This window comes from Mycolicibacterium canariasense (assembly GCF_002101555.1).
Taxonomy (GTDB): domain Bacteria; phylum Actinomycetota; class Actinomycetes; order Mycobacteriales; family Mycobacteriaceae; genus Mycobacterium; species Mycobacterium canariasense.
Map to the genome: position 1 here is coordinate 28,748 of NZ_LQOL01000029.1, position 25,618 is coordinate 54,365.

A 25,618-nucleotide genomic window follows, 5' to 3' on the forward strand; every position below is an offset into this window, starting at 1 on the left:
TGGGCAAACTCTCAGTTCCATCTCAGTCACCGCCGGAAGATGGTGGTTAAGCAACTGTGCTCTTTGATGATCGAAGAAAGTGATGCACACACCACGATGACAAACCCTGAGCAGCAACCATTTCAGTCTCCCGATCCGAATGCCCCTCTGACTCAGCCGATTCCACGCGTCCAGGACTGGCGGTACGCCACCCACCAACCGGTCCCGCCGTTCTACCAGCCTGTCCCTCATGCGAATCCCGCCCCGGCGGGTGCACGGCGCCCGCGGGTGGCACTGCTGGCGGCCGGTGCGCTCGCCGTAGCGGTGGCCGGCGGCGGGATCGGGGCCACCGCGGCCTGGATGGCCCATCCGCAGAGCACCACCACCCCGCACGCGGTCGCCGCGTCGGCCCCGGGGGCCCAGACACCGGCGTCCAAGCCCGCCGCCAACGTGCCCGCCGGTTCGGTCGAGCAGGTGGCGGCCAAGGTGATGCCCAGCGTGGTGAAACTGCGGATCCAGATGGGCCAGGGCGAGGCGGAGGGCTCCGGTGTGGTGCTCAGCCCGGACGGCCTGATCCTGACCAACAATCACGTCGCTTCGGCGGGTTCGGACGGGCCCGACGGTGCTCAGCCCGCCGCGATGGGCGGCGGCGCCGACGTGACCCGGACCGTGACCTTCTCCGACGGCCGGTCGGTGCCGTTCACCGTGGTCGGCACCGACCCCACCGGTGACCTGGCGGTCGTGAAGGCCGAGGGTGTCTCCGGCCTCACCCCGATCGCCATCGGTTCATCCAAGGACGTCAAGGTCGGCGAGCAGGTGGTGGCCATCGGGTCGCCACTGGGTCTGCAGGGCACGGTCACCACCGGCATCGTCAGCGCGCTGAACCGGCCGGTGGCCGCCGGTGACGCGTCGGGCGGCCAGGCTGCGGTGCTCGACGCCATCCAGACGGACGCGGCGATCAACCCGGGCAACTCCGGCGGCGCACTGGTGAACATGAAGGGTCAACTGATCGGGATCAACTCCGCGATCGCCACCCTGGGCGCCGGACAGGGCGGACCGGGCGGCGGTGGCGGCGAGAGCGGTTCGATCGGGCTGGGCTTCGCGATCCCGTCGGATCAGGCCAAGCGCATCGCCGACGAGTTGGTGTCCACCGGCACGGCCAGCCACGGAGCGCTCGGCGTGCAGCTGAGCACCAACCCCACGTCCGACAACGGGGCCGCGATCGCCGGGGTGGCCGACGGCGGCCCGGCCGCTGCGGCGGGCATCCCGGACGGTGCGGTGATCACCAAGATCAACGATCAGGTGATCGACGGGCCCGAGGCGCTGGTGGCGGCGGTGCGTTCGAAGGCGCCCGGGGACAGCGTCGCGCTGACCTACCTGGATCCCTCGGGTGCGTCCCAGACCGCCCAGGTGACGCTCGGAAAGGCATGAGCACCAGCTGACCCACCCGACCGACGGCCGCCGCAACGCCCCCTCCCCCTCGTTGCGGCGGCCGTTTCGGTCATACGGCCTGCTGAGCAGCTGGTGCCGGTGCGCCGAGCTGCCGGATCACGAAATCCGCGGCCTGGTCCGCCATTCCGTTGTCCTTGTAGGCGCTGTGCGCGGCCCGGTCGAGGCTGATGCCCGGTGAGCACACCGGGTCGCCGGGCGCGCACAGTTCGAGTGTCTTGGACTGGTAACGACTGCCGATCTCGATGGGCGGCGCCTGGCGATCCGCAAGCCCGAGGAACAGGGGCGACGGGGTGCCGAACAACACCACAGCGTCGACGTGCGGGGCCACCGACGCCGGCATGGGACCGGAAAGGCCGGCCGGCAGCACGAATCCGGCCGGCACGTTGTCGGCGGTGGTGTAGGCGGCGACCGCGGCGCCCTGGGAGTAGCCACCGAGCACGATCTTGGTATTCGGGCAGCTGGCGGCCGTGGACTCGATGGTGTTGGCGGCGTCGGCGACGCCCTGCGCGGCCTCGGCGAAATCCAGTGAGGCCGGGTAGTTCACCGCGTAGGGGCTGACCGATTCACCGGGCAACCCGGCGGTGAGTGCATCGACGAATGCCTGGCCGGTGGCGCCGACTCCCGGCGCCTCGAACGTTCCCCGCGCGAAGACCACCTGCACGTCCGGGCATGAGGGTGCAGCGGCGGCGGTTGCCTGCGGCCCCAGCAGGGCCGTGACGGACAGGCCGGCCGCGACGAGCGTGAATCCGGTGGTGAGCTTCATGGTGAGACCTTCCAGTGGTGGCGCGCGGCGATGTGATGGGCCAAGCATCCCGTGGCCGGGGTCCTGCACACATCGCAGCTGGCAACAAGCTGTGAGTACCTGCTACCCGGTAGTGCAGACGGCGGCCAGCCAGGATGCCACCGGCACCGGCCTGGGTCGACGATGGTCACATCACCGACCATCTCGAAGGAAACATCATGAAAGTCAATGTTTTTCGCGCATCGGGCATCGCCGTAGCCGCCGTCGCGGTGGGCATCGGACTGGCTCCCGTCGCCTCCGCGGCGCCCCAGCCGGTATGCGATCGCGCCGGCACCACTTGTGCCGGCACCGGTGACTACAGCGCCAACTTCAGCGAACCGGTGTCGCAGCCGGATCCCTACGCGTTCCTGTTCTGGCAGCAGCCCTAGCATTCGGAGCCGCCACCGTCAGGCCTTCTGACCGACGCGTCGAGACGCCCCTGGCCCGCCCGGCCGGGGGCCTTTTTCGTAGGGTGATCGCGTGCGGACCCGACGCATCGACCACGGCGGCGCCTCGGTGCTGGTCACCGAGAGCGACGACGTGACCGTGGCTCGCGGCATCCGGTATGCGACGGCGGAGCGTTTCGCCGCCCCGCAGGTGGTGAGGGCCGACGCCGGGCTGATCGACGCGACCGCACGCGGCCCGGCCTGCCCCCAGTTGCCGTCCCGGCTGGAGTTCGCCACCGGCCCGGTGATCGGCGGCCTCCGGATGAGTGAGCACTGCCAGGTGCTCAGCGTCACCGCACCGAGCGGCGCCGACCGGCTGCCGGTGATGGTGTGGTTCCACGGTGGGGCCTACGTGTCCGGCGGCGGCGAGTCGCCGAAATACGATCCGCACGCCCTGGCCGCCGAGGGACAGGTCGTGGTGGTCACGGTCACCTACCGGCTGGGCATCTTCGGATATCTGAACCTGCACGATCGGCGGACCCAGAATCTGGGCCTGCGTGATCAGCTATGTGCGCTGCGCTGGGTTCGGGACCACATCGCCGCGTTCGGCGGGGATCCGGCCCGGGTGACGATCTTCGGGCAGTCGGCGGGCGGCGATTCGGTGCTGGCGCTGATGTTGTGTGAGGAGTCCGCCGGCCTGTTCACCCGGGCCGTCCTGCACAGCGCCCCGTTGGGGCTGCGCTCCGACCGCTCGGAGCTGACCGCCGCCATGCGCGATGCCGCGATGACGTCCCTGGGCGGGGTGCCGGCACTCGAAGCCGATGTCGCTCAGCTGCTCGACGCGCAGGTCACCGTCGCCAAGGCCGCCCAGCGGTTCGGTCGGCTGGGCTTGATGCCGTTTGCCCCCACCGTCGGGATGGCACCGCTGCCGCCGGCCGGCGAGATCCCGGCGCGGCTCGCCGACGCGGCGTCCCGGATCGAGATCCTGGTGGGTTACACGCGTGACGATGGGCGGCCCTTCGTGGCGATGGACCCGCGGGGCCGCCGCCTACGCCGCCTCGGCCCGCCAGGGGCGCTACTCGCCGCGAGTGTCGGGCGTAACCTCACCAAGCACGTGTTCGGCTGTCCTGCAATCGAATTCGCCGACACCTGGGTTCGCGCGGGCGGACGGTCGGCGACCTTCCGCGTCGACTGGGCTCCCCCGCAGGCGCCGCTGGGCGCCTGCCACTGCATCGACCTTCCACTGCTGTTGGGGTCGCCGCAGGCCTGGGCGGACGCCCCCATGCTCGGTCCGACCCCGCACCCGATCGACGGCACGCTGGGGCGCAGGATGCGGGCGCTGTGGGGCGGCTTCGCCCGGGACGGTGTCGACGCCCTGGGCCCGACGCCGCTGACCATCGGGTGATCCGATACTGCCAACCGTCGATCAGTTGCTGCCGCGTGGAATGACACTGGCGGACAGCGGGTTTCAACGATCAGATTCGGTAAACACACCTACAGAAGAAGATGATCGGCATGAAGAAGTTCGGATTCGCCACCCTGATCGCCACCAGCATGACCGCCACCGTGCTCGGCCTGGCGGCCCCCGCGCAGGCCGCTCCCGCGGCGCCGGTCGGACCGCAGTACAGCGTCGACAACCACGACGAGGTCAACACCACCAACGGTTTCGTCGACCAGGCGTTCTGACGCCGGGCGCTGTCCTTTCCGGAAGGCGATATCGCCGGTGATATCGCCTTCGGCGAAACGAGTCAGGAGAACATGTACTCGATGTCGGCGAAGGCGTCGGCCGAGAGGACATAGAAGAACCGCAATGTGTCGGCCCCGGTGTTCCTGATGCCGTGTTCGCCGAAAGCGGGGATGAAGACATTGCAGCCAGGGTTCACCCGGTGCTCGGTGCCGTCGAGCACCAGCGGCTGCGCGTCGGGGGCAAGATCCATGTCGCCAGTACACATCGTCCCGGTGGATTTCCGCTTCGCGCAGGGCCCGAACACCCTTAGTGTTGAACACACATCACCAGGTGCCGGGGGCAGCACCGCGGCGGGGAGAACGGGGGGAACATGCGCAAACAGCTCGCCATGGGAATCGGGGTCGCGGCAGTGCTCGCGGCTGGTCTTGTCGGCACACCGCTGGCCCACGCGGATGATCAGTCGTTTCTGAACGAACTCCGGGCCAACAACTTCCCGGGTCTGTTCTTCGCGGGCCAACAGATGCCGGACGCCGCCGTCGTGGCACAGGGCTATATGGCCTGCAATCGGATGCACCTGGGGCAATCATCCGATGACTTGATCGCACAGGTGAATCCTGCCGACGCCACCATCGGTCGCATGCTGGTGCGGGCCGCCCAACACAATCTGTGTCCGGACACGCTGTGACGTTCGTAGCCGGCGCGGCGGGGACGGCAAGCCGCTAAGGACTCCGCACCGGGTCGAGGCCGAAGACCACGGTCGGGGCTGACTTGCCCTTCAACGCGTGCGATCCCCGGTCGATGAGTCCGGGCGGCCGAGAGACCAGCGCTTCGACGGTCCCCTGGGTGAGCAGGATCGCGTCGCGGGTGGTCTTGGTGAGTTGCTCGACGCGGGCAGCCACATTGGTCGTATCGCCGATCAGGGTGAACTCGAGATGAGGACCGGCGCCGATGGTGCCGGCGATGACCGAACCGGTGTTGATCCCGATGCCGATCCGAAGCTCGCCGCCGAATCGTTGGGCGACGCGGCGGTGGATCTGCACGGCGGCGCTCACCGCAGCGTCGGCATGGTCGGCGAGATCGTCGGGAGCGCCGAAGACAGCCAACGCGCCGTCGCCCAGGAACTTGTTGACGTGACCGCCGGCGTCGACGACCGCCGGCACCACGATCTCGAACAGGGCGTTGAGCCGCGCGACGGTGTCCTCGGCGGTGTTCGCCTCGGCGAACGGGGTGAAGTCGCGGACGTCCACGAACATCACCGTCACCTCGCGGCGCTCGCCGGTGAACACGTCGTCGCCCTGCTCGAGCAGCCGCGCAGCGAGAGCGGGGTCGACGTAGGCGCCGAATGCCGCCTGAAGTCGTTGCCGCTCAGCCAAACCCGCCTGCATGCGGTTGAACGACGCCGCCAGCACCCCGAGATCGTCGTCCTGAACCACCGGTACGCGCCTGCCGTAGTCCCCGGCCGCGACCCGTTCGGTGCCCTCCGCGAGGTCCCGGATCGGCCGCATCGACGGTGAGAAACCGACGCCGACGGCCAACGGGACTCCGAACCCGACTGTCATCGCACCGCCGATCCCGAGGAACAGAAGTGGCTGCGGGCCGGCCCCCACGATCGCGGACGCCAACATCGCGCTCTCGACGGAGAAGATGAACGCAGTCCCCAGCACCGTCATACGTGACCACGCGGCGATCGTCGGGCGAGCGCGGGGCAAGGAGTCCCCGATGCTCGTGTCGCCGGCGATCGCCAGCCGCGCCGGCCGAGCGGTCGCCTCCAGGATGCTGTGCACACTGATCAGATACGTCACGGTCCCGATCGCCGCGCCCAGCAGCCCATACTGCGCAAGTCGCGGTCCGCCCGCTCCGGCGATTGCACCGACGGCGATCGACATCAGTGCGAACCCGACCGCGCCCAACCACAGCACGCGGGCAGCCGCGCTCCTGGCGAAGGTGTATGTGGCCTTCAGCGCCGTTGCCCGATCGACGTCGTGGCCGGCCACCCATTGCTCGACCGGACGGTAGCGCTTGCGATCGGCGAAAGCCGCATACACATTGAGCCACAGCAGGATGACGAGCGTGACGACGGCTGCCTCGACGTAGTGCCGGGACCTTTCGAGGGCGACGATGAGGAACGACCAGAAGAGGTAGACCGGCACTCCTGCCGGCACTACGACGGCCAGCCCCGCCCAGCGATGTCGGGCTCCGAACCGGTCCCACGCCCACTGCCAGATGCGGTCCATGCCCGGAGACTAGAGGCCGAGCGCTCACCGTTGGACAGATTCGCGCTCCGGATGCGGCTGGCCGGTGCGCTGGTCGATCTGCTCACGAAAACACCCCCGGCCCAAGCGGACCGGGGGTGCTTCGCGGAGCTACGAACTAGTGCGCGTGGCCGTGGTGACCGTGCCCGTGATCCTCTTCCTCGGCCGGCTTCTCCACGACAGCCGTCTCGGTGGTCAGGATCATGCGCCCGACCGATGCGGCGTTGAGCACCGCCGAGCGGGTCACCTTCACCGGGTCCACGATGCCGTCGGCGAACAGATCGCCGTAGGTCAGCGTGGCGGCGTTGAAGCCCTGGCCATTGGGCAGCTCGGCTACCTTGCCGACGACGACGGCACCGTCGAGGCCGGCATTGGTGGCGATCCAGAACAGCGGGGCCGACAGCGCCTTGGCGAACACCTCGACACCGAGCAGCTCGTCGCCACTCAGCGAGCTGCGCAGGGCGTCTAGCGCAGCGCCGGCCTGCACCAGCGCAGCGCCACCACCGGTGACGATGCCCTCTTCGACGGCCGCCTTGGCCGCGGAGACGGCGTCTTCGACAGCTTCCTTGCGCTTCTTCAGGTCGGTCTCGGTGGCCGCGCCGACCTTGATGACGGCGACGCCACCGGACAGCTTGGCCAGACGCTCCTGCAGCTTTTCGCGGTCCCAGTCCGAATCGGTGTTCTCGATCTCGCTGCGCAGTTGCGCAACGCGGCCCACGATGGCGTCCTTGGTGCCGCCGCCGTCGACGATCACGGTGCTGTCCTTGGTGACCACCACGCGCCGGGCCGAGCCCAGCACCTCGAGGCCGGCCTCGCGCAGCAGCAGGCCCACATCGGGGTTGACGACCTGGCCGCCGGTGACGATGGCGAGGTCGTCCAGGAACGCCTTGCGGCGGTCACCGAAGAACGGGGCCTTCACTGCGACGGCCTTGAGCGTCTTGCGGATGGCGTTGACCACCAGGGTGGACAGCGCCTCGCCCTCGACGTCCTCGGCGACGATCAGCAGCGGCTTGCCGGCCTGGGCGACCTTCTCCAGCAGCGGCAACAGGTCGGGCAGCGAGCTGATCTTGTCGCGGTGCAGCAGCACCAGCGCATCCTCGAGCACCGCCTCCTGGGAATCGAAGTCGGTGACGAAGTAGGCCGAGATGAAGCCCTTGTCGAAGCCGACGCCCTCGGTCACCTCCAGCTCGGTGTGCAGCGTCGAGGACTCCTCGACGGTGACGACGCCGTCGTGGCCGACCTTGGTGATGGCCTCACCGACCAGTTCGCCCACCTCTTCGTCGCGCGACGAGACGGTGGCGACCTGGACGATGGCCTTCTTGTCCGAGACCGGGGTGGCCGCGGCCAGCAGCGCCTCGGAGACGGCATCGGCGGCCTTGGAGATGCCCGAGCCCAGGGCGATCGGGTTGGCACCGGCCGCGACGTTGCGCAGCCCCGCCTTGACGATGGCCTGCGCCAGCACGGTGGCGGTGGTGGTGCCGTCACCGGCGACGTCGTTGGTCTTGGTGGCCACCGACTTGACCAGCTGGGCGCCGAGGTTCTCGAACGGATCCTCGAGGTCGATCTCACGGGCGATGGTGACACCGTCGTTGGTCACGACCGGTCCACCGAAGGCCTTGGCCAGCACCACGTGCCGGCCGCGCGGTCCCAGGGTCACCCGGACGGCGTCGGCAAGCTTGTCGACACCGGCCTCCATGGCCCTGCGCGCAGTCTCGTTGAATTCGATCTGCTTGCTCATAAATGTCCTTCTGAGTCTGAATTCCCCGTCGCTTCGCTCGCCCGGGGGGCTGAATTCCCCGTCGCTTCGCTCGCCCGGGGGTCTGAATTCCCCGTCGCTTCGCTCGCCCGGGGAGAGAAACGCATACCGCCCCGGATATCGCCCGTACGGATACGGGGATCTCCGGGGCGGGACACGAGTGCTTGTTACTTGGAGACGACAGCCAGCACGTCGCGGGCCGAGAGGATCAGGTACTCCTCGCCGCCATACTTGATCTCGGTGCCGCCGTACTTGCTGTAGATGACGGTGTCGCCCTCGGCAACGTCCAGGGGGATCCGCTTCTCGCCATCCTCATCCCAGCGGCCGGGGCCAACTGCGACGACGGTGCCTTCCTGCGGCTTCTCCTTGGCGGTGTCGGGGATGACCAGACCGGAAGCGGTCGTGGTCTCGGCCTCGTTGGCCTGAACGAGGATCTTGTCCTCGAGTGGCTTGATGTTCACGCTCGCCACGATGGAGCCCTCCACTTGTTTGGGTATGAGTCCGGTTTTCCCGGGTCCTCGGTTTTTCAGGTGTTCGGCATACGTCCGTGCCCTCGCTCCGTCGTCGCGGGTGCCGGCGCTGGGGTTGGCCGCTGCCACCTAGCACTCTATACACGCGAGTGCTAGCACTCAAGGATGGGCTCTGATTGCGCGAGCCCGGGCGCCATCGGTCGATTCGACAATCCGGTCCCGCGGCCAAATTCCCAGCGGTCTTCCAGGGAACCCGCCCTACGGTGAAAACATGACGGGGGATGGAGTACTGGGGGTTTCACCCGACGACGTGCAGCGCTTATCAGCGGCCGTCTCGGCGCGCGCGGATGAACTGATCAGTGGACTGCAGGCACTGGATGCCGAGGTCTCCGGGTTCGTGGGTAGCGGATGGACCGGGTTGTCCAGCGGTTCCTTCGCACAGTCATTCTGGCGCTGGCACGAGGGCGCGATGCAGGTGCACGCGGGCCTGTCCGAGATGGCCAACCTGCTGGGCACGGCCGCCACCGCTTACCGGCGGCAGGACGAGGCCGGGGCCGCAGCCTTGTCGGGCGACGCAGGTGAGGTGTGAGGTGTCCGACGAGTTCGGGGTCAACACGGACGAGTTGATGGCGATCGTGGCACGGATCGAGGACTTCGAGAAGCGGATCGAGGTCATGATCGTCGACGTCGATCGGCAGGTCGAGACTCTTCATGTGTCCTGGCACGGAGCGGCGGCAGCAGCGCAGGCCGATGCGCACCGCCGCTGGACCGAGGGCGCGCAGCAGATGCGCGACGCCCTCAAGGACCTACACGAGGCCGGCAGTAAGGCGCACCGGAACTACACCGGTGCCGCCCGGGCCAACATGACCATGTGGTCGTGACCGGCGATGGCACCGCCGATCGTCGTCGACCCGAAAGCACTGGACGGCGCCGGTCAGACCATGACCGCCCAGGCCGGTGACCTCGCCAAGGCAGTAGGTGTTCTCAGCGGAGCGCTGGCCGGCTCCGCCGGAATGTGCGGGAACGATCCCGCCGGCGTCGTCCACGGCCGCGCTTATGACACGTCGGCCAAGTCGCTATTCGAAGCGATGATCGATCTCACCAATGGCATGGCACGCACCGGTGACGCGGTCCGCACCAGCGCGGTGAACTACTCGCTCGCCGAGGTCGCATCCAACACGCACGGCAACGGCGGACCGCCGCTCCCGGCAGTGACGCCGACACCACCGGCCAGTGCACCACTGGCCCCGTCGGCACAGGGCAACTTCGACAGCGCTCCACCGGGCTGGGCACTCGTCGAGCCGTTTCTGGGCATGATCTGGCCGAACGGAGACTCCGGTCGGCTGCGCGCGGCCGCCGAAGCCTGGTCCGCTGCCGGCTCGGCCTTCCTGGCCACCGAGGCGGAGATGATCGGCGCATTCGGCGTCGTTGCGGGGCAGCACATCCCGGAAGGCGCGAAGATCGGCCAAGCCGTCAACGCGTCGAGCACCAACTCGACAACCCTGTTCAATCAGTGCGTCACCATGTCATCGAACCTGGTCGACTACGCCGGGAAGATCGACGCGGTCCACGCCGCGATACTCGATCTGCTATCGCGTGTCGTCAATCCGCTCACCGGGATTCGTGAGGTGTGGGACCTCCTCACCGGCGACGACAACGACGAGATCAAGAAGATCGCCGACGATATCCGCGTTGTGATCGACAACTTCAAGGCCGAGGTGTCGGCCCTGGCTCAACTGCTGGCTCCGATCGTGGCCGCCGCCGAGGCCGTGATCTCGGCGATGGGCCAATACCTGAAGCTGGAGTTGGAGCAGTTCGGCGACGCCGCGTACAACGTGCTCGCCGATGTGGTGAACGGCGCTGCGAGTTTCGGCAACGCGGCCCTGCACAATCCGCTCGATGCGGCCGCGATGGTCGGCGGCGCCGCCATGATGGGACTGGGCGCCGGGCTCGAGGTGCCCGGTGTGCTGCTCGACGCCACCGGTGTGGGCGCCATCGGGGGTGTTCCCCTCAACCTCGCTGGCGCGGGGCTGATGGCCGGCGGAGCCACGATTGCCGGGGGCGGCGCGCTGGACTTGTCTCAGCATGTCGCTGAGAACGGCGTGATCGTGATGCACGCCCACGTCGGGCGCCCTGGCGAGGGCGTCGATCGCGGCGACGGGCGAGACCCGTACGGGCACATCACCGGACGGCAAGGCGGCGGATACGCGCGGCAACGGGAGGCCGAGGGTATCGAGAACTACGAGGATCGCAATCCGGGGCGCTGGGTGACCACAGAGCAACGCAAAGCGACGGTGGAAGGCGGTGCGAGCGGCGGGCGGTTCTACGATGGCTTGGGCCGTCTACCCGACGGCACGTACGAAGGCATCGAGGTCAAATCGGGTGGCGCATCACTCTCGCCGGGCCAACGTGCCTTCGACAGTCAGGTCTCCCCGACCAATCCGGCATACGTCACCATCACCAACGAGCAAGGGGTAGTGGAAACCGTGAAGATCACCAGGGTTCGCGTCGAAACGGTGCCAGGCGAATGAGACTTGAACGACCCACCCACATCCAGAAGACCAACCGAGGTTGCGGATGGATGAGCGAATTCACCGAGGAAATTCCCGGGCAGATCGCCGCGATAATCAAGCGTCTGGGCGACGGCAGGTACACGTCCACATCGATATACCCGCTCCCCCCGGACGCCGCCTATGACGAGGACGTCCACCCCACCGAGTGGATCCAGACCACCGGCGTCGCCCCCGACCGACTGACCGTCGAGATCAAACAACGCGACAACGCCGGCGTGCACCGGCTCTACACCATCGGCCGCCCCGAAGCCGCCACAGAAAACACCGAAACCGAAACCATCCACAACGGCGACAACGAATACCGCGTCCGCCCCGCCGAAGTCCTCACCGCCACCGAAGCCATCGAACTCTTCCAGCACTACTACGACACCCACACGGTCCCCGCCGGCTGGCACCTGCGCGAACAACCAGAATTCTCCGACACCGCAGTCGAAGAACACCTGAAAAACCAAGCGGCGAAAGGTGATGAAACCACGGCGCGGGGGCGGGCACCGGTCGGAGACAAGCGCGCCAAGGCGACGAAGACCCAGGAGAAACCGCGAAAGGGCATATGAGGCTTCCTCGACCCTCGTACATCCGTAAATCGAACCGCTCGTCAGGATGGATGAGCAATTTCACGGAGCAGATCCCGGGTCAACTGGCCGCCGGGATCAATCGACTCGGCGACGGCAAGTACACGTCGTACTCCATCTATCCGCTCCCCCCGGATGCCACCTATGACGAGGACGTCCACCCCACCGAGTGGATCCAGACCACCGGCGTCGCCCCCGACCGACTGACCGTCGAGATCAAACAACGCGATAAGGCGGGCGTGCACCGGCTCTACACCATCGGCCGCCCCGAAGCCGCCACAGAAAACACCGAAACCGAAACCATCCACAACGGCGACAACGAATACCGCGTCCGCCCCGCCGAAGTCCTCACCGCAACCGAAGCCATCGAACTCTTCCAGCACTACTACAACACCCACACGGTCCCGGCAGGCTGGCACCTGCGCGAACGACCCGAATTCTCCGACACCGCCGTCGCGCGGCGGCGCAGCGAAACCGGCTGAGCCGCCGCCGGTTACCGTCCGTACGCTGCCGGGTCGACATTCAGATGGGCGGACACATCCCCCACCATCTCGACATCCACCAGCCGCTGCGTGAAGTACCACCCGCCGGCATCGCGGGCGAAGGCGTCGGCGTAGCGGCCCACCACGATCGGCTGCAGCGGCACCGTCTCGGTGTGCTGAACCACCACGAAGGTGGACCGTGCCGTCGCGACGTCGTCGCTGACATCGATGATCGGGTTCAACACCAGATGGCGGGTGCGCGGGCGGTTGCCGTGCTCGGGATAGCGCCGTGTGGTCGCCGCAAACAGCCGGGCGATGTTCTCGGCCCCCGACACCGAACCGGAGGCCGGGCCGCCGAACGATGCACGCCCCAGCAGTGTCCCGACGCCGTCGAAATCACCCGCATCGATCAGTTCGGCATAGGTGTAGAGCAACTCGGCAATGGCCGATTTGTCCTGCGGGTCCGCCATCGGGCCACCCTAACCCAGGGGCCGCCGCCATGGTCCCGACTTGTCGGACCCCACTGCAATAATGTCGATATGTCCACCACCGCAGCATCTTTGGCGTCTCCGAAGGAGCGCCTGGAGGTGCTGTTCGGTGAGGTCGCCGAGCTGATGGGCCAGCGCAACGCCATCGACAGCCGGTTGGTCGAGATCATCGCCGAGATCGACCGTGACGAACTGGGCGGCATGACGGGCGCGCGCTCCATCAACGCACTGGTGGCATGGAAGACGGGCATGTCCGAACGCAACGCCGAGGTCATGGTCGCCGTCGCGCACCGCCTCGACGACTTTCCCCGCTGCGCCGAAGGCATGCGGGAGGGCAAGCTCTCACTGGATCAGGTCGGGGTGATCGCCGAACGCGCCGCCGACGGATCCGATGAGCACTACGCCGAACTCGCCCTTTCGGCCACCGTCAGCCAGCTGCGCACCGCGATCAATTTCGCGCCCCGCCCGCAGCCGAAAGGCAAGCCCGAACCTGAGCCGCAGATCACCAAGACCGAGCACGGCGAGTACACCACCTATCGGATCACGCTGCCGCGGCTCGACGCCGCCAAACTCGACGCCGCCGTGCAATCCCGTCACGACGCGCTGATCGCCGAACACGCCGCCGACGACGGTACGGATTTTCCGACCCGGGTGGACGCGTTCATGAGCCTGGTCGAAGCCGGCTGGGACACCGACGCCGCAGCCCGCCCACACGGCCAGCACACCACCGTCATCGTGCACGTCGACGTCGACCGGCCCGCCGCCCTGCACCTCGGGCCGATCCTCACCGACCAGGAACGCAACTACCTGCTCTGTGACGCCACCTGCGAAGTCTGGTTCGAGCGCCACGGCCGCCCGATCGGGGCCGGACGGTCCACCCGCACCATCAGCCGCCGGCTGCGCCGCGCCCTGGAACACCGCGACCGGCACTGCGTGGTCCCCGGCTGCGCCGCCAGTCGGGGACTGCACGCCCATCACATCGTCCATTGGGAGGACGGCGGACCCACCGACCTGGACAACCTGGTCCTGCTGTGCCCACGGCATCACCGCATGCATCACCGCGGCCAGATCACCATCACCGGCCCCGCCCACCAGCTCGCCGTCACCGACACCGACGGACAACCACTGCACCGCGGATCACTCGCACACCCCCCGACCACCCCGCCACCAAGCGTCAACCCCTACAAAGGCCCGACCGGGGAACGCGCCCAATGGTGGTGGTACAACCCGTTCCAACCGCAGCCACCACCGTCGGTCAACTAGGCCACCTGCCCCTTGACCACCGGCAGGCCCGGATCGCTGGCTACGGCCAGCGAGGACGGCGGCGCCCCGGCATCGATCAGATGCGCGGCGAACGACGCGATCATGGCACCGTTGTCGGTGCACAGCCGCGGCCGCGGCACGCGCAGCGTCAAACCGGCTGCCGCACAGCGTTCTTCGGCCAGCTCCCGGACCCGCGAATTCGCGGCGACCCCGCCGGCGATCAGCAGTGTCGACACCCCCAGATCGGTGGCCGCCCGCACCGCCTTCGCGGTCAGCACGTCGGCGACCGACTCCTGGAACCCGGCCGCCACATCCGCGGCCGAAAAATCGGCATTGCGCTCCAGGTAGCGAGCCACCGCTGTCTTCAGGCCGGAGAAACTGAAGGTATACGGATCATCGCGCGGTCCGGTCATCCCGCGCGGGAACACGATCGCCGCCGGGTCACCGGTGCGGGCCAACTCGTCCAAGGGCCGCCCGCCCGGGTAGCCCAGGCCCAGCAGTCGGGCCACCTTGTCATAGGCCTCCCCCGCAGCGTCGTCGACCGTGCTGCCCAGTTCCACGATCGGTTCCCCCAGCGAGCGCACGTGCAGCAGCTCGGTGTGCCCGCCGGACACCAGCAGACCGACGCATTCCGGCAGCGGGCCGTGGTCGTACACGTCGGCGGCCAGATGCCCGCCCAGGTGGTTCACCGCATAGAAGGGCACACCCCAGGCTGCCGCGTACGCCTTGGCCGCAGCGACGCCGACCAGCAGCGCGCCGGCCAGGCCGGGTCCGATGGTCGCGGCCACCACATCGGGCCGGCTCACCCCGGCGGTTTCCAGCGCCCGGCGCATGGTCGGGCCGAGCGATTCCAGATGCGCGCGGGACGCGATCTCGGGCACCACGCCACCGAAGCGGGCATGCTCGTCGACACTGGAGGCGACTTCGTCAGCCAGCAGCGTGACCGTGCCGTCCGCCAGCCGGGCAATACCGACTCCCGTTTCGTCACAGGAACTTTCGATGGCCAACACGATCATCTGGGATCTCGCTTCATGGTGTAGGCGTCGGCGCCGCTGACCTTGTAGTACCGCTTGCGCAATCCCACGGTGACGAAACCGACGCTCTCGTAGAGGTTGATCGCCGCGTCGTTGTCGGTGCGCACCTCCAGGAACACCACACCCCGATCGGCGAAGTCCAGCAGATCGGCCAGCAGCATCCTGCCGATCCCGTTGCCCTGGTAGTCCGGGTCCACACCGATGGTGTGCACCTCGTACTCGAAGGGCGGGATCCGGCCCAGCCGGGCGATGCCGGCATAGCCCACCAGCCGGCCGCCGTCGCGCGCGGCCACGTAATGGTTGTGTTTGGCCTCCAGGGCCAGGAGGAATGCCGACGGCGGCCACGGATCGTCACCGGCGAACAGTTGGGCTTCGAGCTCGGCGCAGCGATCCGCATCCAGCGGGGTCAGCGCGTCGATCACCGTCACGCCAAACCCCGTTCGGCCAGCGACTTGGCGTCCGGGCGGCGCAGGTACAGCGGTACCAGCGGCTCGGGTTCGACAGTCCAATCCGCCACCACCGCAGCGAGTTCGGCCGACGACGGGTACTCGGGGCCGATCACCGGTAGACCGAAAGCGGCGGCGTGCGCAGGGGAAGCGGCCACCGCGTCGAGCCCGTCGACGGGCACGTCCGCGGCGGCATGGACCTCCGGGCCCGCGACGCGCACACCGTCGCGGTACCGCGCCCAATAGACCTCACGACGCCGGGCGTCGGTGACCACCAGCACCTCGCCGCGGGTCGCCCGGCCGATGGCGTCCAGGCTGCACACCCCGAACACCGGGATGCCCAGCGCATGACCGTAGGCCGCCGCGGTGGCCATTCCCACCCGCAGGCCGGTGAACGGGCCCGGACCACACCCGACCACCACGGCCTCCAGGTCGGCCATCGATCTGCCGCTGTCGGCAAGGGCGGCAAGCACATTCGGGGTCAGGCATTCGGCATGCGCGCGGGCGTCGACGGTGATCCGCTCGGCCAAGGTCGTGTCCTCGTCGCCGACGAGGACGACGCCGGCGGTGACGGCAGGCGTGGCGGTGTCGATGGCCAGGACCAGAGTCATGCCCTGCTCCACTGCCACGTCGCGGTGCGGGTGTCGGTGTCGGCGTCGCGCTCCAACCGGATGTCCAGATGGTTGTCGGACAACCGCTCGGCCAGCCCTTCACCCCATTCGACCACCACCACCGCATCCTCCAGGTCGGTGTCCAGATCCAGCGAATCCAGTTCGCCCAGAATGTCATCGGTCTGATCCAGCAGCCGGTAGACATCCACGTGGATCAACGCGGGCGCGCCGGCTCGGCGGGCCGGATGCACCCGGGCCAACACGTACGTGGGCGAGGTGACCGGCCCATCGACATCCATGGCCCGGGCTATTCCCCTGGCCAGCACCGTCTTCCCGGCACCCAGCGGCCCAGCCAGCACCACCACGTCACCCGCACGCAACTGCGCCCCCAGCCGCACCCCGAGCGCGATGGTGTCGGCTTCGGTGGCCAGCGCCGCGGTGCCGTCCTCCCGCTCAGCCATACCAGGCCCGCTCCTTCAGCCGCCGGGTCAGCGCGACCAGCCTCGACGGGGTGGCCCGCTCCACCAGGCGCACCAGCGCGTCGTCGATCACCTCGGGCTGCTCCAACTGCACCAGGTGACCGGCGCCCTCGACGATCACCAGCTCCGACTTCGGCAGTGCCATCGCCATCTCCTGCGAGTACTCCATCGGGGTAAGCAGATCATGGTCACCGCAGGCGATCAGCGTCGGGATCTTGGCCAGCGTCGTCAACGCCGCCCGCTCGTCATGCACCTCCAGCGCGTGCAGGAAACCGACCATGGTGGTCATCGCGGTTTCGTGCATCATCCGCTGGGAGAACGCCACGACACTGCGACTGACCTTCTCGTCACCGTACGACGCGGCGCGCAGCACCGGCCCCAGCATCGAGCGCGCGGCACCGCGGCCACGGTTGACCACCGTCGGCGCGTACCGGACGGCGAACCTGGCCGCCTCAAGGGCCGGGTTCTTCAGGATCTCACCCAATGGTGAGCGCGAAACCCCTTCGGCGGCAGAGGCTATCAGCGCAACACCGACGATCCGGCCGCCGTACTGCTTCGGGAATTGGCGGGCGTGCGACAACACCGTCATGCCACCCATGGAGTGGCCGACCAGCACGACGGGCCCGCGCGGGGCCATCACCGCCAACACCGATTCCAGATCCTGCCCCAGCTGCGGCACGGTGAAGGTGTCCTGCGGGGCATCCCCGGACAGCCCGTGGCCGCGCTGGTCGTAGAACACCATCCGCACCTGATCGCCCCACTGCTGCGCCAGCCGCGCCCGCTGAAAGTGGAACGCGCCCATACGCAGACAGAACCCGTGGGCGAACACCACCGTCAGCCGCGCGTCGGGCGGGCCCACCTCACGCACCGCGAGCGGCACGCCGTCGGGCGTGGTGACCACCGCGCTGCGATCGGCGTGCAGAAGTTCGAAATCCTCGTCCGCGTACGGGTCGTCAGCGCCGACCCGCCGGCCCACCGACCGCGCGACCGACACCCCGGCCACCGAGCCGACCGCCGCCAGTCCGGCGAGGCCGGCCAGCCAGGGCACCGTGCCCCGGTCCGGGTGCGGCCGAGCATCGTCGTCGGTCACCGGGGTCAGCCCGCCTCGCCCTTGTAGACCCGGGTGACGCGGCCGCGCGGGCTGGTGACCACCTCGTAGTTGATGGTGCCCAGCAGATCGGCCCAATCCTGCGCCGTGGGTTCCCCGTTGTCCCCGGGGCCGAACAGGATCGCCTCGTCACCGACGGTCACGTCGGGCGCGCCGGGACCGAGGTCGACGACGAATTGGTCCATGCAGATCCGGCCGACGTTGGGCCGGCGGCGGCCGTTGATCAGCACCTCGAGCCGGCCGCTGAGCGGGCGGTACACGCCGTCGGCGTAGCCGATGGGCAGCAACGCCAGCGTGGTGTCGTGCGGTGCCACCCAGGTGTGCCCGTACGACACGCCTTCCCCGGCCGGTACGGAACGGATCAGTGCGACAGGGCATTTCAGGGTCATCGCGGGCCGCAACCCCATGGCACCGAGTGCGGGGATGGGGCTCTGGCCGTACAGCGCGATACCGGGCCGGATCATGTCGTAGGCCAGGTCGTGGCGCGTCATCGCGCCCGGCGAGCTGCACAGGTGCGCAATCTCGAAGTCGACCCCGGCCGCGCGCGCCGTGGCGCGCATGGCGTCGAAGCGCTCGGCCTGCCGGTCGGTGGCCTCCGGGTGGGCCGGGTCGTCGCCGTTGGCCAGGTGGCTCATGATGCCGCGCAGTCGCAGCGCACCGTCGGCGGCTCCGCGGCCCAGCGCGGTCAGCACCGCCGGCAGGTCGGCGGCGGCCACCCCGTTGCGGGTCATCCCGGTGTCGACCTTCAGGGTCGCCACCGCGGGCACCCCGGTGCGCCGTACCGCGTCCAGCACGTCCTCGATCTGTGTCAGCGAGGACACCGCGATCTGAACGTCGGCGGCCACCGCCGGCCCGAAATCGGTGCCGGGCGCGTGCAGCCAGGACAGGATCGGTGCGCTGATGCCGTCGTGGCGCAGGGCGAGCGCTTCGTCGACGGTGGCCACCCCGAGCTCTGCGGCCCCCGCGGCCAGCGCCGCCCTGGCCACCGGCGTCGCGCCATGCCCGTATCCGTCGGCCTTGACCACCGCCATCACCTCGGCGGACCCGGCGTGCTCCCGCAGAACGCCCACGTTGTGGGCGACCGCATCGAGATCGATGAGGGCCTGTGCGCCGAGAACATCGGTTGTCTGCATCGCCACCATTTTCGCATGCCCGCGAACGTGGGCCGGTTTGCGAGGATCGGCGGAGATGCCGATCACATGCCCACGTCACACGGCACACCGTCACAGTTTCAGTGCGCGAACGGTTGCACCTCGTCGAAGTGGCCGTTGGGCTTGAGCTCGTCGAGATGCCGCAGGGCGGTGATGGTGTCCTCCTTGAGCGCGCGGGCCAAGTCGGCCGAGAAGCCTTCCCGGACCACCACCCGCAGCACGGTGACGTCCTCGGCGCCCTCGGGCATGGTGTACGCCGGCACCTGCCAGCCGTAGGCGCGCAGCGCGTGCGAGAGGTCGAACTCGGTGTAGCCCGGTTCGCCCTTGAGCCGGAAACTGATCACCGGGATGGCCGACCCGTCGGTGATCACCTCGAAATGCTCACTGGCCCGCAGTTGATCGCCCAGCCACCGCGCGGTCTGCGACAGGCACTGCATCACCTGGGTGTATCCGGCACGGCCCAGCCGCAGGAAGTTGTAATACTGGCCCACCACCTGATTCCCCGGCCGGGAGAAGTTCAAGGTGAAGGTGGGCATGTCGCCGCCGAGGTAGTTGACCCGGAACACCAGGTCCTCGGGCAGGTGGTCCTTGTTGCGCCACACCACGAATCCGATACCGGGATAGGTCAGCCCGTACTTGTGGCCGCTGACGTTGATCGAAACCACCCGCGGCAGCCGGAAATCCCATTGCAGGTCCGGATGCAGGAACGGCACCACGAAGCCGCCGCTGGCCGCGTCCACGTGCACGGGAACATCGACACCGCCGGCCGCGGCGAGCGTGTCCAGCGCCGCGCAGATCTCGGCGATCGGCTCCAACTCGCCGGTGAAGGTGGTACCCAGGATGCCGACCACACCGATGGTGTCCTCGTCGACGGCCGCGACCACCTGCTCGGGCGTGATGACGTAGCGGTCCCGCGCCATCGGCAGGTAGCGCGGTTCGACGTCGAAGTACCGGCAGAACTTCTCCCAGACCACCTGCACGTTGGAGCCCAGCACCAGGTTGGGGGTGCGGGTCTTCCAGTCTTTGCCGACCTTGTCCCGCCACCGCCACTTCAGCGCCAGCCCGGCCAGCATGACGGCCTCGCTGGAACCGATGGTGGACACCCCGACCGCCGTGGCCGGGTCGTCGTCGCGCAGGTCCTCGGCGTGGAACAGGTCGGCCACCATGGCCACACAGCGCGACTCGATGGCCGCGGTGGCCGGGTATTCGTCCTTGTCGATCATGTTCTTGTCGAACGTCTCGGCCATCAGCTTGTCGGCCTCGGGTTCCATCCACGTGGTGACGAAGGTGGCCAGGTTCAGCCGGGAGCTGCCGTCGAGCATCAGCTCGTCGTGGATGAAGCGGTAGGCCGCCTCGGCCTCCATCGAATCGTCAGGCAGCCGCAGTGACGGCACCGGGTCGGTGGACAACCGACCGGTGTAGGCCGGTGAGATGGACGGTCCTGGCGTGTGCCGTGCTGGCATGGGGGTCCCTTCTAGAGTTGCGCGACGGATGAACGAAGATGGGCCAGAATGCCTTCCGCCGACGTCGGCACCGCGCGCGGTCCGGGGTCGGCGGCGGACAATCCGGCGGCGCGCGCATGCACGTACGCCGCCATCCCGGCGGCCTCGGTGGGCGGCAGGCCGGAAGCCAGCAACGCGCCGATGATCCCGGACAGCACATCGCCGGATCCCGCTGTCGCAGCCCAGGATTGGCCCGCGGGGTTGAGATAGGTGGTCTCGCCGTCGGTGATGACGGTGACGTTGCCCTTGAGCAGCACGGTGGCGCCGAGCCGCTCGGCCAGCTCACGCGCCGCGGCGACCCGGTCCGGCCCGACGGGATGGCCGGCCACCCGTTGATACTCCCCGGCGTGCGGGGTGAGAACGGTTGGTGCGGAACGCCTTTCCACCAGCTCTGGTTGACCGGCCAGCAGCGTCAACGCGTCGGCGTCGACGATCACCGGCAGCTCGGTGGCCAGCGCGAAACGCAACGCCTCGGTGGCGGATTCGTCGGTACCCAGCCCCGGCCCGACGACCCACGATTGCACCCGGCCGGCGGCTTCGGGCCGGGGCGCGGCCACCACCTCGGGCCAGCGGGTCACCACGTTCGCGGCTGCGCTACCGGCGTAGCGCACCATTCCCGAGGTGGCGGCCACGGCCGCACCGGTGCACAGGATGGCCGCCCCCGGATAGGTGGCCGAGCCGGCCAGGATGCCGGTCACCCCCTGGGTGTACTTGTCGTCGTGCGGCCCCGGCACCGGCCACCGCGCGGCGACGTCGGCGGCCTCGAGTCCGCGCACCGCGCTGGGCGGCAGTTCCAGACCGATGTCGACGAGTTCGACGCGACCGCATTCGCCGAGCGCATGTACGGGTTTGTAGCCGCCGAACGTCACGGTCAGCGCGGCCGTGACATGGGGCCCGTCGGCGGCCCCGGTGTGTACATCGACACCACTGGGGATGTCGACGGCGACCACCGGTGCGGCGCTGGCACCGAAGACCTCGGCCGCGGCGGGGCGCAGCGGGCCCCGGCCGGAGATGCCGACGACCCCGTCGATCACCAGATCCGTCGCCGCCGGGATCTCGTCGACGGTGCGCCCGCCGGCCCGGCGGAATGCTGCCAGCGCCGCGGGGTGGGTGTGCTGTGGGTTGAGCAGCACGGCGGTGGCCGCGACACCGCGGCGGCGCAGGAAGGTGGCTGCCCACAGGGCGTCACCGCCGTTGTCGCCGGAGCCGACCACGGCGCACACCCGCCGGCCGCACACCGCACCGGAGCGGGCGCGCAATTCCCGCGCGATCGCCGAGGCCAGCCCGTAGGCGGCACGCCGCATGAGTACACCGTCGGGCAGGGCTGCCAGCAACGGCGCCTCGGCGGCTCGGATCGCATCTGCGGTGTAGTAGTGGCGCATCGGCTCCCGTCCGCTCGATTTGACCGCGCGCCAACACGTTACGCGTCGCGGCGATTGTGCGGGTCCAATCACGGCCGCGCGCGTCGCATCGCCGGGCTAGAGTCACCGCTCATGACGTACGGCTACTCGCCGAACCCGGCGCCCCCGCCGGTGCGGCCGCCGCGTTCGGGTATCGACCTCGGGGTGTCCGTCACCCTGCTGGTACTGACCTATGCCGGCGGCAGCACGGCCGCCGTGCTGGGCGTGTTCATGATGGCGTTCACCGACTACTGCCCGCCGGCCACCTGCGATATCGACGCCGGCGTGACCGCGGCGATGACGGGCTTCGGTGTGGCGGCACTGCTCGCCGTCGCCGGGACCGTGGTGACCGTCGTGGCGCTGGTGCGCCGGGCGCGGGGATGGCCATGGGCGCTCGGCACGATGGTCTTGTGCGGGGTGGCGTGCGTGCTGGCCCTGGCCGGCTATCTGACGGCGGTGGGCGGCTGACTAACCGGCGGCGCCGACGGCCACCGTGCTCGGCTCGACGGTGACCTTGATCGCCTCGCCCTTCTGGACGATGTCGAACGCGTCCAGGACGTTGTCGATCGGGATGTGCCGGGTGATGAGGTCCTTGACCGGCACCTGGCCGGTCGAGATGTACTGCAGGGCACGCTTGTTGTGGATCGGCGCCGAGCCGTTGGCGCCGTGGATGTGCAACTGGCGGTAGTGCACGACGTTGGAGTCGCAGGTGATGGTCGGGTTGGTCTTCGGCAGGCCGCCGAAGAACGAGATCCGGCCGTTGCGGGCCGCCATCGCGATGGCCTGTTCCTGGGTGATGTTGGCGGCGGTGGCGGTGATGACGACGTCGGCGCCGCGTCCGCCGGTCAGCTCCATGACGCGGGCCACGACGTCCACCTCGGCACCGTTGATCACCTCGTCCGGGGACACCGCGTCGGCGGACATCTGCAGTCGGGGGGCGTTCACGTCCACCAGGTACACGGGTCCGCACTTGTGCACGCCGCGGGCGATGCGGATGTGCATACAGCCGATCGGCCCGGCTCCGAACACCACGACGGTGTCCCCCTCTTCGATGCCGAGCAGGTCCTGGGCGTTGATGGCGCAGGCGAACGGTTCGGCGGCCGAGGCCTCGTCGTAGCCGACGTTGTCCGGAATCCGGTTCAGCCCATCGACTTTGAGCACCTGGCGGGGCACGATCATGTATTCGGCGAACCCGCCGTCGTACTGGTAGCCGATCGACGTCTGGTTCTGGCACACCGCCATCCAGCCCTTGCGACACTCGTGGCATTCGCCGCACGGCACGGCGGCGATGACCTGCACCCGGTCGCCGGCCTGCCACTGGCTGCCGTAGGTCGCGTTGACATCGGCGCCGACCTCCACGATCTCACCGGCGACCTCATGGCCGAGGGTGCGCGGCGGCGTCAGGTTCTGGTGCCCGTTGTGCAGGATCTTGACATCGGTGCCGCAGGTGGAGCAGTTGCGCACCCGGATCTTGACCTCGTCGGGCCCGCACTGCGGTTCCGGCACGTCCTCCAGGCGGACGTCCTCAGGCGCGTAGTAGCGCAGGGCTTTCATGACGGTCCTCCTGTGTCGGGGGTTACATGCTGAATCGACTCTAACCGGAAAACGGTCATAACTCCACACATTTTTGTGCCCATTTGCGTCTGATTGCTTGCAATCATGCCCGGTTGTGCGGTTAACTTGCAGCATGTGACCGGCGTCACCCACGCGCCGGCAGGCACCGAGACAACCCGGAGGTCAGCATGTCCCTGGTCGAAACCCCTGCAGCGCCGTCCGGCGGGACACCGCGCGGCGGCGCGCGCGTGCGGGTGCAGAAATTGGGCACCGCACTGTCGAACATGGTCATGCCGAATATCGGCGCGTTCATCGCCTGGGGCCTGATCACCGCCCTGTTCATCAAGGCCGGCTGGCTCACCGGCATCTTCCACACCCTGCAGGATCCCAGTGGCTGGGTCGCCAGAATCGGCGGCTGGGGTGACTTCGACGGCGCCGGAATCGTCGGCCCGATGATCACCTACCTGCTGCCGATCCTCATCGGCTACACCGGTGGGCGGATGGTGCACGGCAACCGCGGTGCGGTGGTCGGCGCGATCGCCACCATGGGCGTGGTCACCGGTGCCGACGTGCCGATGTTCATGGGCGCCATGATCATGGGCCCGCTCGGCGGTTACTGCATGAAGAGACTGGATGCGCTGTGGGAGGGCAAGATCCGGCCCGGCTTCGAGATGCTGGTGGACAACTTCTCGGCCGGCATCCTCGGGCTGCTGTTGGCCGTCTTCGGGTTCTTCGGCATCGGGCCGATCGTCGAAGCGTTCACCAAGGGCGCGGGCAACGCGGTGAACTTCCTGGTCGACAACGACCTGCTGCCCCTGACATCGCTGCTCATCGAGCCGGCCAAGGTGTTGTTCCTGAACAACGCCATCAACCACGGCGTGCTGACTCCGCTGGGCACCACCCAGGCACTGGAGACCGGCAAGTCCATCCTGTTCCTGCTCGAGACCAACCCCGGCCCTGGCCTCGGCGTCCTGCTGGCCTTCATGGTGTTCGGCCGCGGCGCGGCGCGCGCGTCGGCGCCGGGCGCGGCGATCATCCAATTCTTCGGCGGTATCCACGAGATCTACTTCCCGTACGTGCTGATGAAGCCGAAGCTGATCGTGGCCACCATCCTCGGCGGCATGACCGGCGTCTTCATCAATGTGCTGTTCGGTTCGGGGCTGCGGGCCCCGGCCGCGCCCGGTTCGATCATCGCGATCTACGCCCAGACGCCGGCCAGCAGCTTCCTCGGGGTGACGCTGGCCGTGCTCGCCTCCACCGGGGTGTCGTTCGCCGTGGCGGCCGTGCTGCTCAAGACCGACCGCAGCACCGACGAGCCGGATCTGGCGGCCGCGACCGCCGAGATGGAGGCTCTCAAGGGCAAACGCTCCAGCGTGGCGGCCGCACTGACCGGCGCCGACCCCGGGCGGATCAGCAACATCGTATTCGCCTGCGACGCCGGGATGGGGTCCTCGGCGATGGGTGCCTCGGTGTTGCGCAAGAAGGTGCAGGCGGCGGGCTTCGGGGACGTCAAGGTGACCAACCAATCGATCGCCAACCTGACCGACACCTACGGGCTGGTGGTCACCCACCGCGACCTGACCGAGCGGGCCCGGCAGCGGACGGCGTCGGCCATCCACGTGTCGGTCGACGATTTCATGAGCACGCCGCGCTACGACGAGATCGTGGAGTTGCTGCAGCAGACCAACGGCACCGGCACCACCACCGCCGCCGCTTCGGACACTTCGGAAAAGCCCGACGGGCCCACCGAGGCCGGCCACGACGTGTTCGGGCTCGAGTCGATCGTGCTCAACGGTTCGGCGGGCAACGCTCACGACGCCATCACCGAGGCCGGGCAGCTGTTGGTGGCGGCCGGCGCGGTCGACCCGTCCTACGTCGACGCGATGCACGAGCGCGAGCAATCGGTGTCCACCTACATGGGCAACGGCCTGGCCATCCCGCACGGCACCAACGAGGCCAAGGGCGCCATCCGCAAGACCGGGATCTCGTTCGTCCGCTATCCCGATCCGATCGACTGGAACGGCAAGCCCGCCGAGTTCGTCGTCGGCATCGCCGGCGCCGGTGACGACCACATGGCCCTGCTCACCCGGATCGCCCATGTGTTCCTGGACAAGGAGCGGGTGGCCAAGCTTCGTGCGGCCGACTCCGCCGAGCAGATCCGGGCGGTGCTCAGCGCCGCCGAGTAACAATGT

The 25,618-nt window shown here is 68.6% G+C and carries 28 protein-coding genes; 13 read left to right on the forward strand and 15 right to left on the reverse strand.

Features of this window, described 5'->3' with window-relative positions:
• Nucleotides 1-42: 42 nt before the first annotated feature.
• A complete protein-coding gene (locus tag AWB94_RS04575) occupies nucleotides 43-1,410 on the forward strand; it encodes a S1C family serine protease (RefSeq protein WP_409366000.1) in 1,368 nt (455 codons plus the stop codon).
• Nucleotides 1,411-1,480: 70 nt separating this feature from the next.
• Here the strand turns inward: AWB94_RS04575 and AWB94_RS04580 are convergent, their stop codons facing one another.
• Nucleotides 1,481-2,194, reverse strand: coding sequence for a cutinase family protein (locus tag AWB94_RS04580; RefSeq protein WP_062659898.1), 714 nt, complete (start codon nucleotides 2,192-2,194; stop codon nucleotides 1,481-1,483).
• Between the two features lie 197 nt (nucleotides 2,195-2,391).
• Here AWB94_RS04580 and AWB94_RS04585 point away from each other — a divergent pair, with 197 nt between their 5' ends.
• The 3 genes from AWB94_RS04585 to AWB94_RS34985 all read left to right on the forward strand — a co-directional run bounded on the left by AWB94_RS04585 (nucleotide 2,392) and on the right by AWB94_RS34985 (nucleotide 4,284).
• Entirely contained in the window at nucleotides 2,392-2,601 is a 210-nt protein-coding gene (locus AWB94_RS04585; RefSeq protein WP_131805447.1) for a hypothetical protein, read from the forward strand.
• Nucleotides 2,602-2,692: 91 nt separating this feature from the next.
• Complete coding sequence (locus AWB94_RS04590; RefSeq protein ID WP_062659900.1) at nucleotides 2,693-4,003, forward strand: carboxylesterase family protein; 1,311 nt, start codon at nucleotides 2,693-2,695, stop codon at nucleotides 4,001-4,003.
• A gap of 110 nt (nucleotides 4,004-4,113) precedes the next feature.
• Complete coding sequence (locus AWB94_RS34985) at nucleotides 4,114-4,284, forward strand: hypothetical protein (RefSeq protein WP_165605426.1); 171 nt, start codon at nucleotides 4,114-4,116, stop codon at nucleotides 4,282-4,284.
• 62 nt (nucleotides 4,285-4,346) lie between these two features.
• On the opposite strand, the gene AWB94_RS04600 is transcribed toward AWB94_RS34985, so the two are convergent.
• The gene (locus AWB94_RS04600; RefSeq protein ID WP_062659902.1) at nucleotides 4,347-4,535 is read right to left on the reverse strand and encodes a cupin domain-containing protein; all 189 of its coding nucleotides are present in this window, start codon (nucleotides 4,533-4,535) and stop codon (nucleotides 4,347-4,349) included.
• Between the two features lie 120 nt (nucleotides 4,536-4,655).
• Here AWB94_RS04600 and AWB94_RS04605 point away from each other — a divergent pair, with 120 nt between their 5' ends.
• On the forward strand, nucleotides 4,656-4,970 hold the full coding sequence (locus tag AWB94_RS04605; protein WP_062659903.1) for a DUF732 domain-containing protein: 315 nt from the start codon (nucleotides 4,656-4,658) through the stop codon (nucleotides 4,968-4,970).
• Between the two features lie 34 nt (nucleotides 4,971-5,004).
• On the opposite strand, the gene AWB94_RS04610 is transcribed toward AWB94_RS04605, so the two are convergent.
• From AWB94_RS04610 to groES, 3 genes are all read right to left on the reverse strand, one after another.
• Nucleotides 5,005-6,519: an adenylate/guanylate cyclase domain-containing protein gene (locus tag AWB94_RS04610; protein ID WP_062659904.1), complete on the reverse strand. Its 1,515-nt coding sequence runs from the start codon at nucleotides 6,517-6,519 to the stop codon at nucleotides 5,005-5,007.
• Between the two features lie 136 nt (nucleotides 6,520-6,655).
• The gene (gene groL / locus AWB94_RS04615; RefSeq protein WP_062659905.1) at nucleotides 6,656-8,275 is read right to left on the reverse strand and encodes a chaperonin GroEL; all 1,620 of its coding nucleotides are present in this window, start codon (nucleotides 8,273-8,275) and stop codon (nucleotides 6,656-6,658) included.
• Between the two features lie 185 nt (nucleotides 8,276-8,460).
• On the reverse strand, nucleotides 8,461-8,763 hold the full coding sequence (gene groES / locus AWB94_RS04620) for a co-chaperone GroES (RefSeq protein WP_024455177.1): 303 nt from the start codon (nucleotides 8,761-8,763) through the stop codon (nucleotides 8,461-8,463).
• 271 nt (nucleotides 8,764-9,034) lie between these two features.
• Between groES and AWB94_RS04625 the strand changes: the two genes are divergently transcribed.
• Genes AWB94_RS04625 through AWB94_RS04645 form a run of 5 tightly spaced genes read left to right on the forward strand, consistent with a single transcriptional unit; the run spans nucleotide 9,035 to nucleotide 12,390 of the window.
• Entirely contained in the window at nucleotides 9,035-9,352 is a 318-nt protein-coding gene (locus AWB94_RS04625; protein ID WP_062659906.1) for a WXG100 family type VII secretion target, read from the forward strand.
• Nucleotide 9,353: 1 nt separating this feature from the next.
• A complete protein-coding gene (locus AWB94_RS04630) occupies nucleotides 9,354-9,644 on the forward strand; it encodes a WXG100 family type VII secretion target (RefSeq protein ID WP_062659907.1) in 291 nt (96 codons plus the stop codon).
• Nucleotides 9,645-9,650: 6 nt separating this feature from the next.
• The gene (locus AWB94_RS04635) at nucleotides 9,651-11,294 is read left to right on the forward strand and encodes a hypothetical protein (protein ID WP_062659908.1); all 1,644 of its coding nucleotides are present in this window, start codon (nucleotides 9,651-9,653) and stop codon (nucleotides 11,292-11,294) included.
• A 50-nt stretch (nucleotides 11,295-11,344) separates the two neighbouring features.
• On the forward strand, nucleotides 11,345-11,890 hold the full coding sequence (locus AWB94_RS04640) for a hypothetical protein (protein ID WP_064961417.1): 546 nt from the start codon (nucleotides 11,345-11,347) through the stop codon (nucleotides 11,888-11,890).
• 50 nt (nucleotides 11,891-11,940) lie between these two features.
• Nucleotides 11,941-12,390 carry a hypothetical protein gene (locus AWB94_RS04645; protein ID WP_062659909.1) on the forward strand — a complete coding sequence of 150 codons (450 nt, stop codon included), beginning with the start codon at nucleotides 11,941-11,943 and terminating at the stop codon, nucleotides 12,388-12,390.
• A gap of 11 nt (nucleotides 12,391-12,401) precedes the next feature.
• Here the strand turns inward: AWB94_RS04645 and AWB94_RS04650 are convergent, their stop codons facing one another.
• Entirely contained in the window at nucleotides 12,402-12,860 is a 459-nt protein-coding gene (locus tag AWB94_RS04650; protein ID WP_062659910.1) for a nuclear transport factor 2 family protein, read from the reverse strand.
• A 69-nt stretch (nucleotides 12,861-12,929) separates the two neighbouring features.
• On the opposite strand from AWB94_RS04650, the gene AWB94_RS04655 reads away from it, so the two are divergent.
• Nucleotides 12,930-14,141 (forward strand): HNH endonuclease signature motif containing protein, encoded by a 1,212-nt coding sequence (locus AWB94_RS04655; RefSeq protein ID WP_062659911.1) that lies wholly within the window; start codon nucleotides 12,930-12,932, stop codon nucleotides 14,139-14,141.
• On the opposite strand, the gene tsaD is transcribed toward AWB94_RS04655, so the two are convergent.
• From tsaD to AWB94_RS04695, 8 genes are all read right to left on the reverse strand, one after another.
• On the reverse strand, nucleotides 14,138-15,157 hold the full coding sequence (tsaD, locus tag AWB94_RS04660) for a tRNA (adenosine(37)-N6)-threonylcarbamoyltransferase complex transferase subunit TsaD (RefSeq protein WP_062659912.1): 1,020 nt from the start codon (nucleotides 15,155-15,157) through the stop codon (nucleotides 14,138-14,140). The genes AWB94_RS04655 and tsaD overlap by 4 nt on opposite strands.
• Nucleotides 15,154-15,603 carry a ribosomal protein S18-alanine N-acetyltransferase gene (rimI, locus tag AWB94_RS04665; protein WP_062659913.1) on the reverse strand — a complete coding sequence of 150 codons (450 nt, stop codon included), beginning with the start codon at nucleotides 15,601-15,603 and terminating at the stop codon, nucleotides 15,154-15,156. The genes tsaD and rimI overlap by 4 nt, the downstream gene beginning before the upstream one ends.
• Nucleotides 15,600-16,232 carry a tRNA (adenosine(37)-N6)-threonylcarbamoyltransferase complex dimerization subunit type 1 TsaB gene (gene tsaB / locus AWB94_RS04670; RefSeq protein WP_062659975.1) on the reverse strand — a complete coding sequence of 211 codons (633 nt, stop codon included), beginning with the start codon at nucleotides 16,230-16,232 and terminating at the stop codon, nucleotides 15,600-15,602. Before tsaB ends, rimI begins: the two co-directional genes overlap by 4 nt.
• Complete coding sequence (tsaE, locus tag AWB94_RS04675; protein ID WP_062659914.1) at nucleotides 16,229-16,693, reverse strand: tRNA (adenosine(37)-N6)-threonylcarbamoyltransferase complex ATPase subunit type 1 TsaE; 465 nt, start codon at nucleotides 16,691-16,693, stop codon at nucleotides 16,229-16,231. The genes tsaB and tsaE overlap by 4 nt, the downstream gene beginning before the upstream one ends.
• Nucleotides 16,686-17,801, reverse strand: coding sequence for an alpha/beta fold hydrolase (locus AWB94_RS04680; RefSeq protein ID WP_062659915.1), 1,116 nt, complete (start codon nucleotides 17,799-17,801; stop codon nucleotides 16,686-16,688). The genes tsaE and AWB94_RS04680 overlap by 8 nt, the downstream gene beginning before the upstream one ends.
• Before the next feature lie 5 nt (nucleotides 17,802-17,806).
• Nucleotides 17,807-18,961: an alanine racemase gene (alr, locus tag AWB94_RS04685; RefSeq protein WP_062659976.1), complete on the reverse strand. Its 1,155-nt coding sequence runs from the start codon at nucleotides 18,959-18,961 to the stop codon at nucleotides 17,807-17,809.
• An 89-nt stretch (nucleotides 18,962-19,050) separates the two neighbouring features.
• Entirely contained in the window at nucleotides 19,051-20,433 is a 1,383-nt protein-coding gene (gene gad, locus AWB94_RS04690; RefSeq protein ID WP_062659916.1) for a glutamate decarboxylase, read from the reverse strand.
• Between the two features lie 11 nt (nucleotides 20,434-20,444).
• Entirely contained in the window at nucleotides 20,445-21,854 is a 1,410-nt protein-coding gene (locus AWB94_RS04695; RefSeq protein WP_062659917.1) for an NAD(P)H-hydrate dehydratase, read from the reverse strand.
• Between the two features lie 111 nt (nucleotides 21,855-21,965).
• Here AWB94_RS04695 and AWB94_RS04700 point away from each other — a divergent pair, with 111 nt between their 5' ends.
• Nucleotides 21,966-22,340: a hypothetical protein gene (locus AWB94_RS04700; protein ID WP_062659918.1), complete on the forward strand. Its 375-nt coding sequence runs from the start codon at nucleotides 21,966-21,968 to the stop codon at nucleotides 22,338-22,340.
• On the opposite strand, the gene AWB94_RS04705 is transcribed toward AWB94_RS04700, so the two are convergent.
• Complete coding sequence (locus AWB94_RS04705) at nucleotides 22,341-23,426, reverse strand: zinc-dependent dehydrogenase (RefSeq protein ID WP_062659919.1); 1,086 nt, start codon at nucleotides 23,424-23,426, stop codon at nucleotides 22,341-22,343.
• Between the two features lie 188 nt (nucleotides 23,427-23,614).
• Here AWB94_RS04705 and AWB94_RS04710 point away from each other — a divergent pair, with 188 nt between their 5' ends.
• Nucleotides 23,615-25,612, forward strand: coding sequence for a PTS mannitol transporter subunit IICBA (locus AWB94_RS04710; RefSeq protein WP_062659920.1), 1,998 nt, complete (start codon nucleotides 23,615-23,617; stop codon nucleotides 25,610-25,612).
• Nucleotides 25,613-25,618 lie beyond the last annotated feature (6 nt).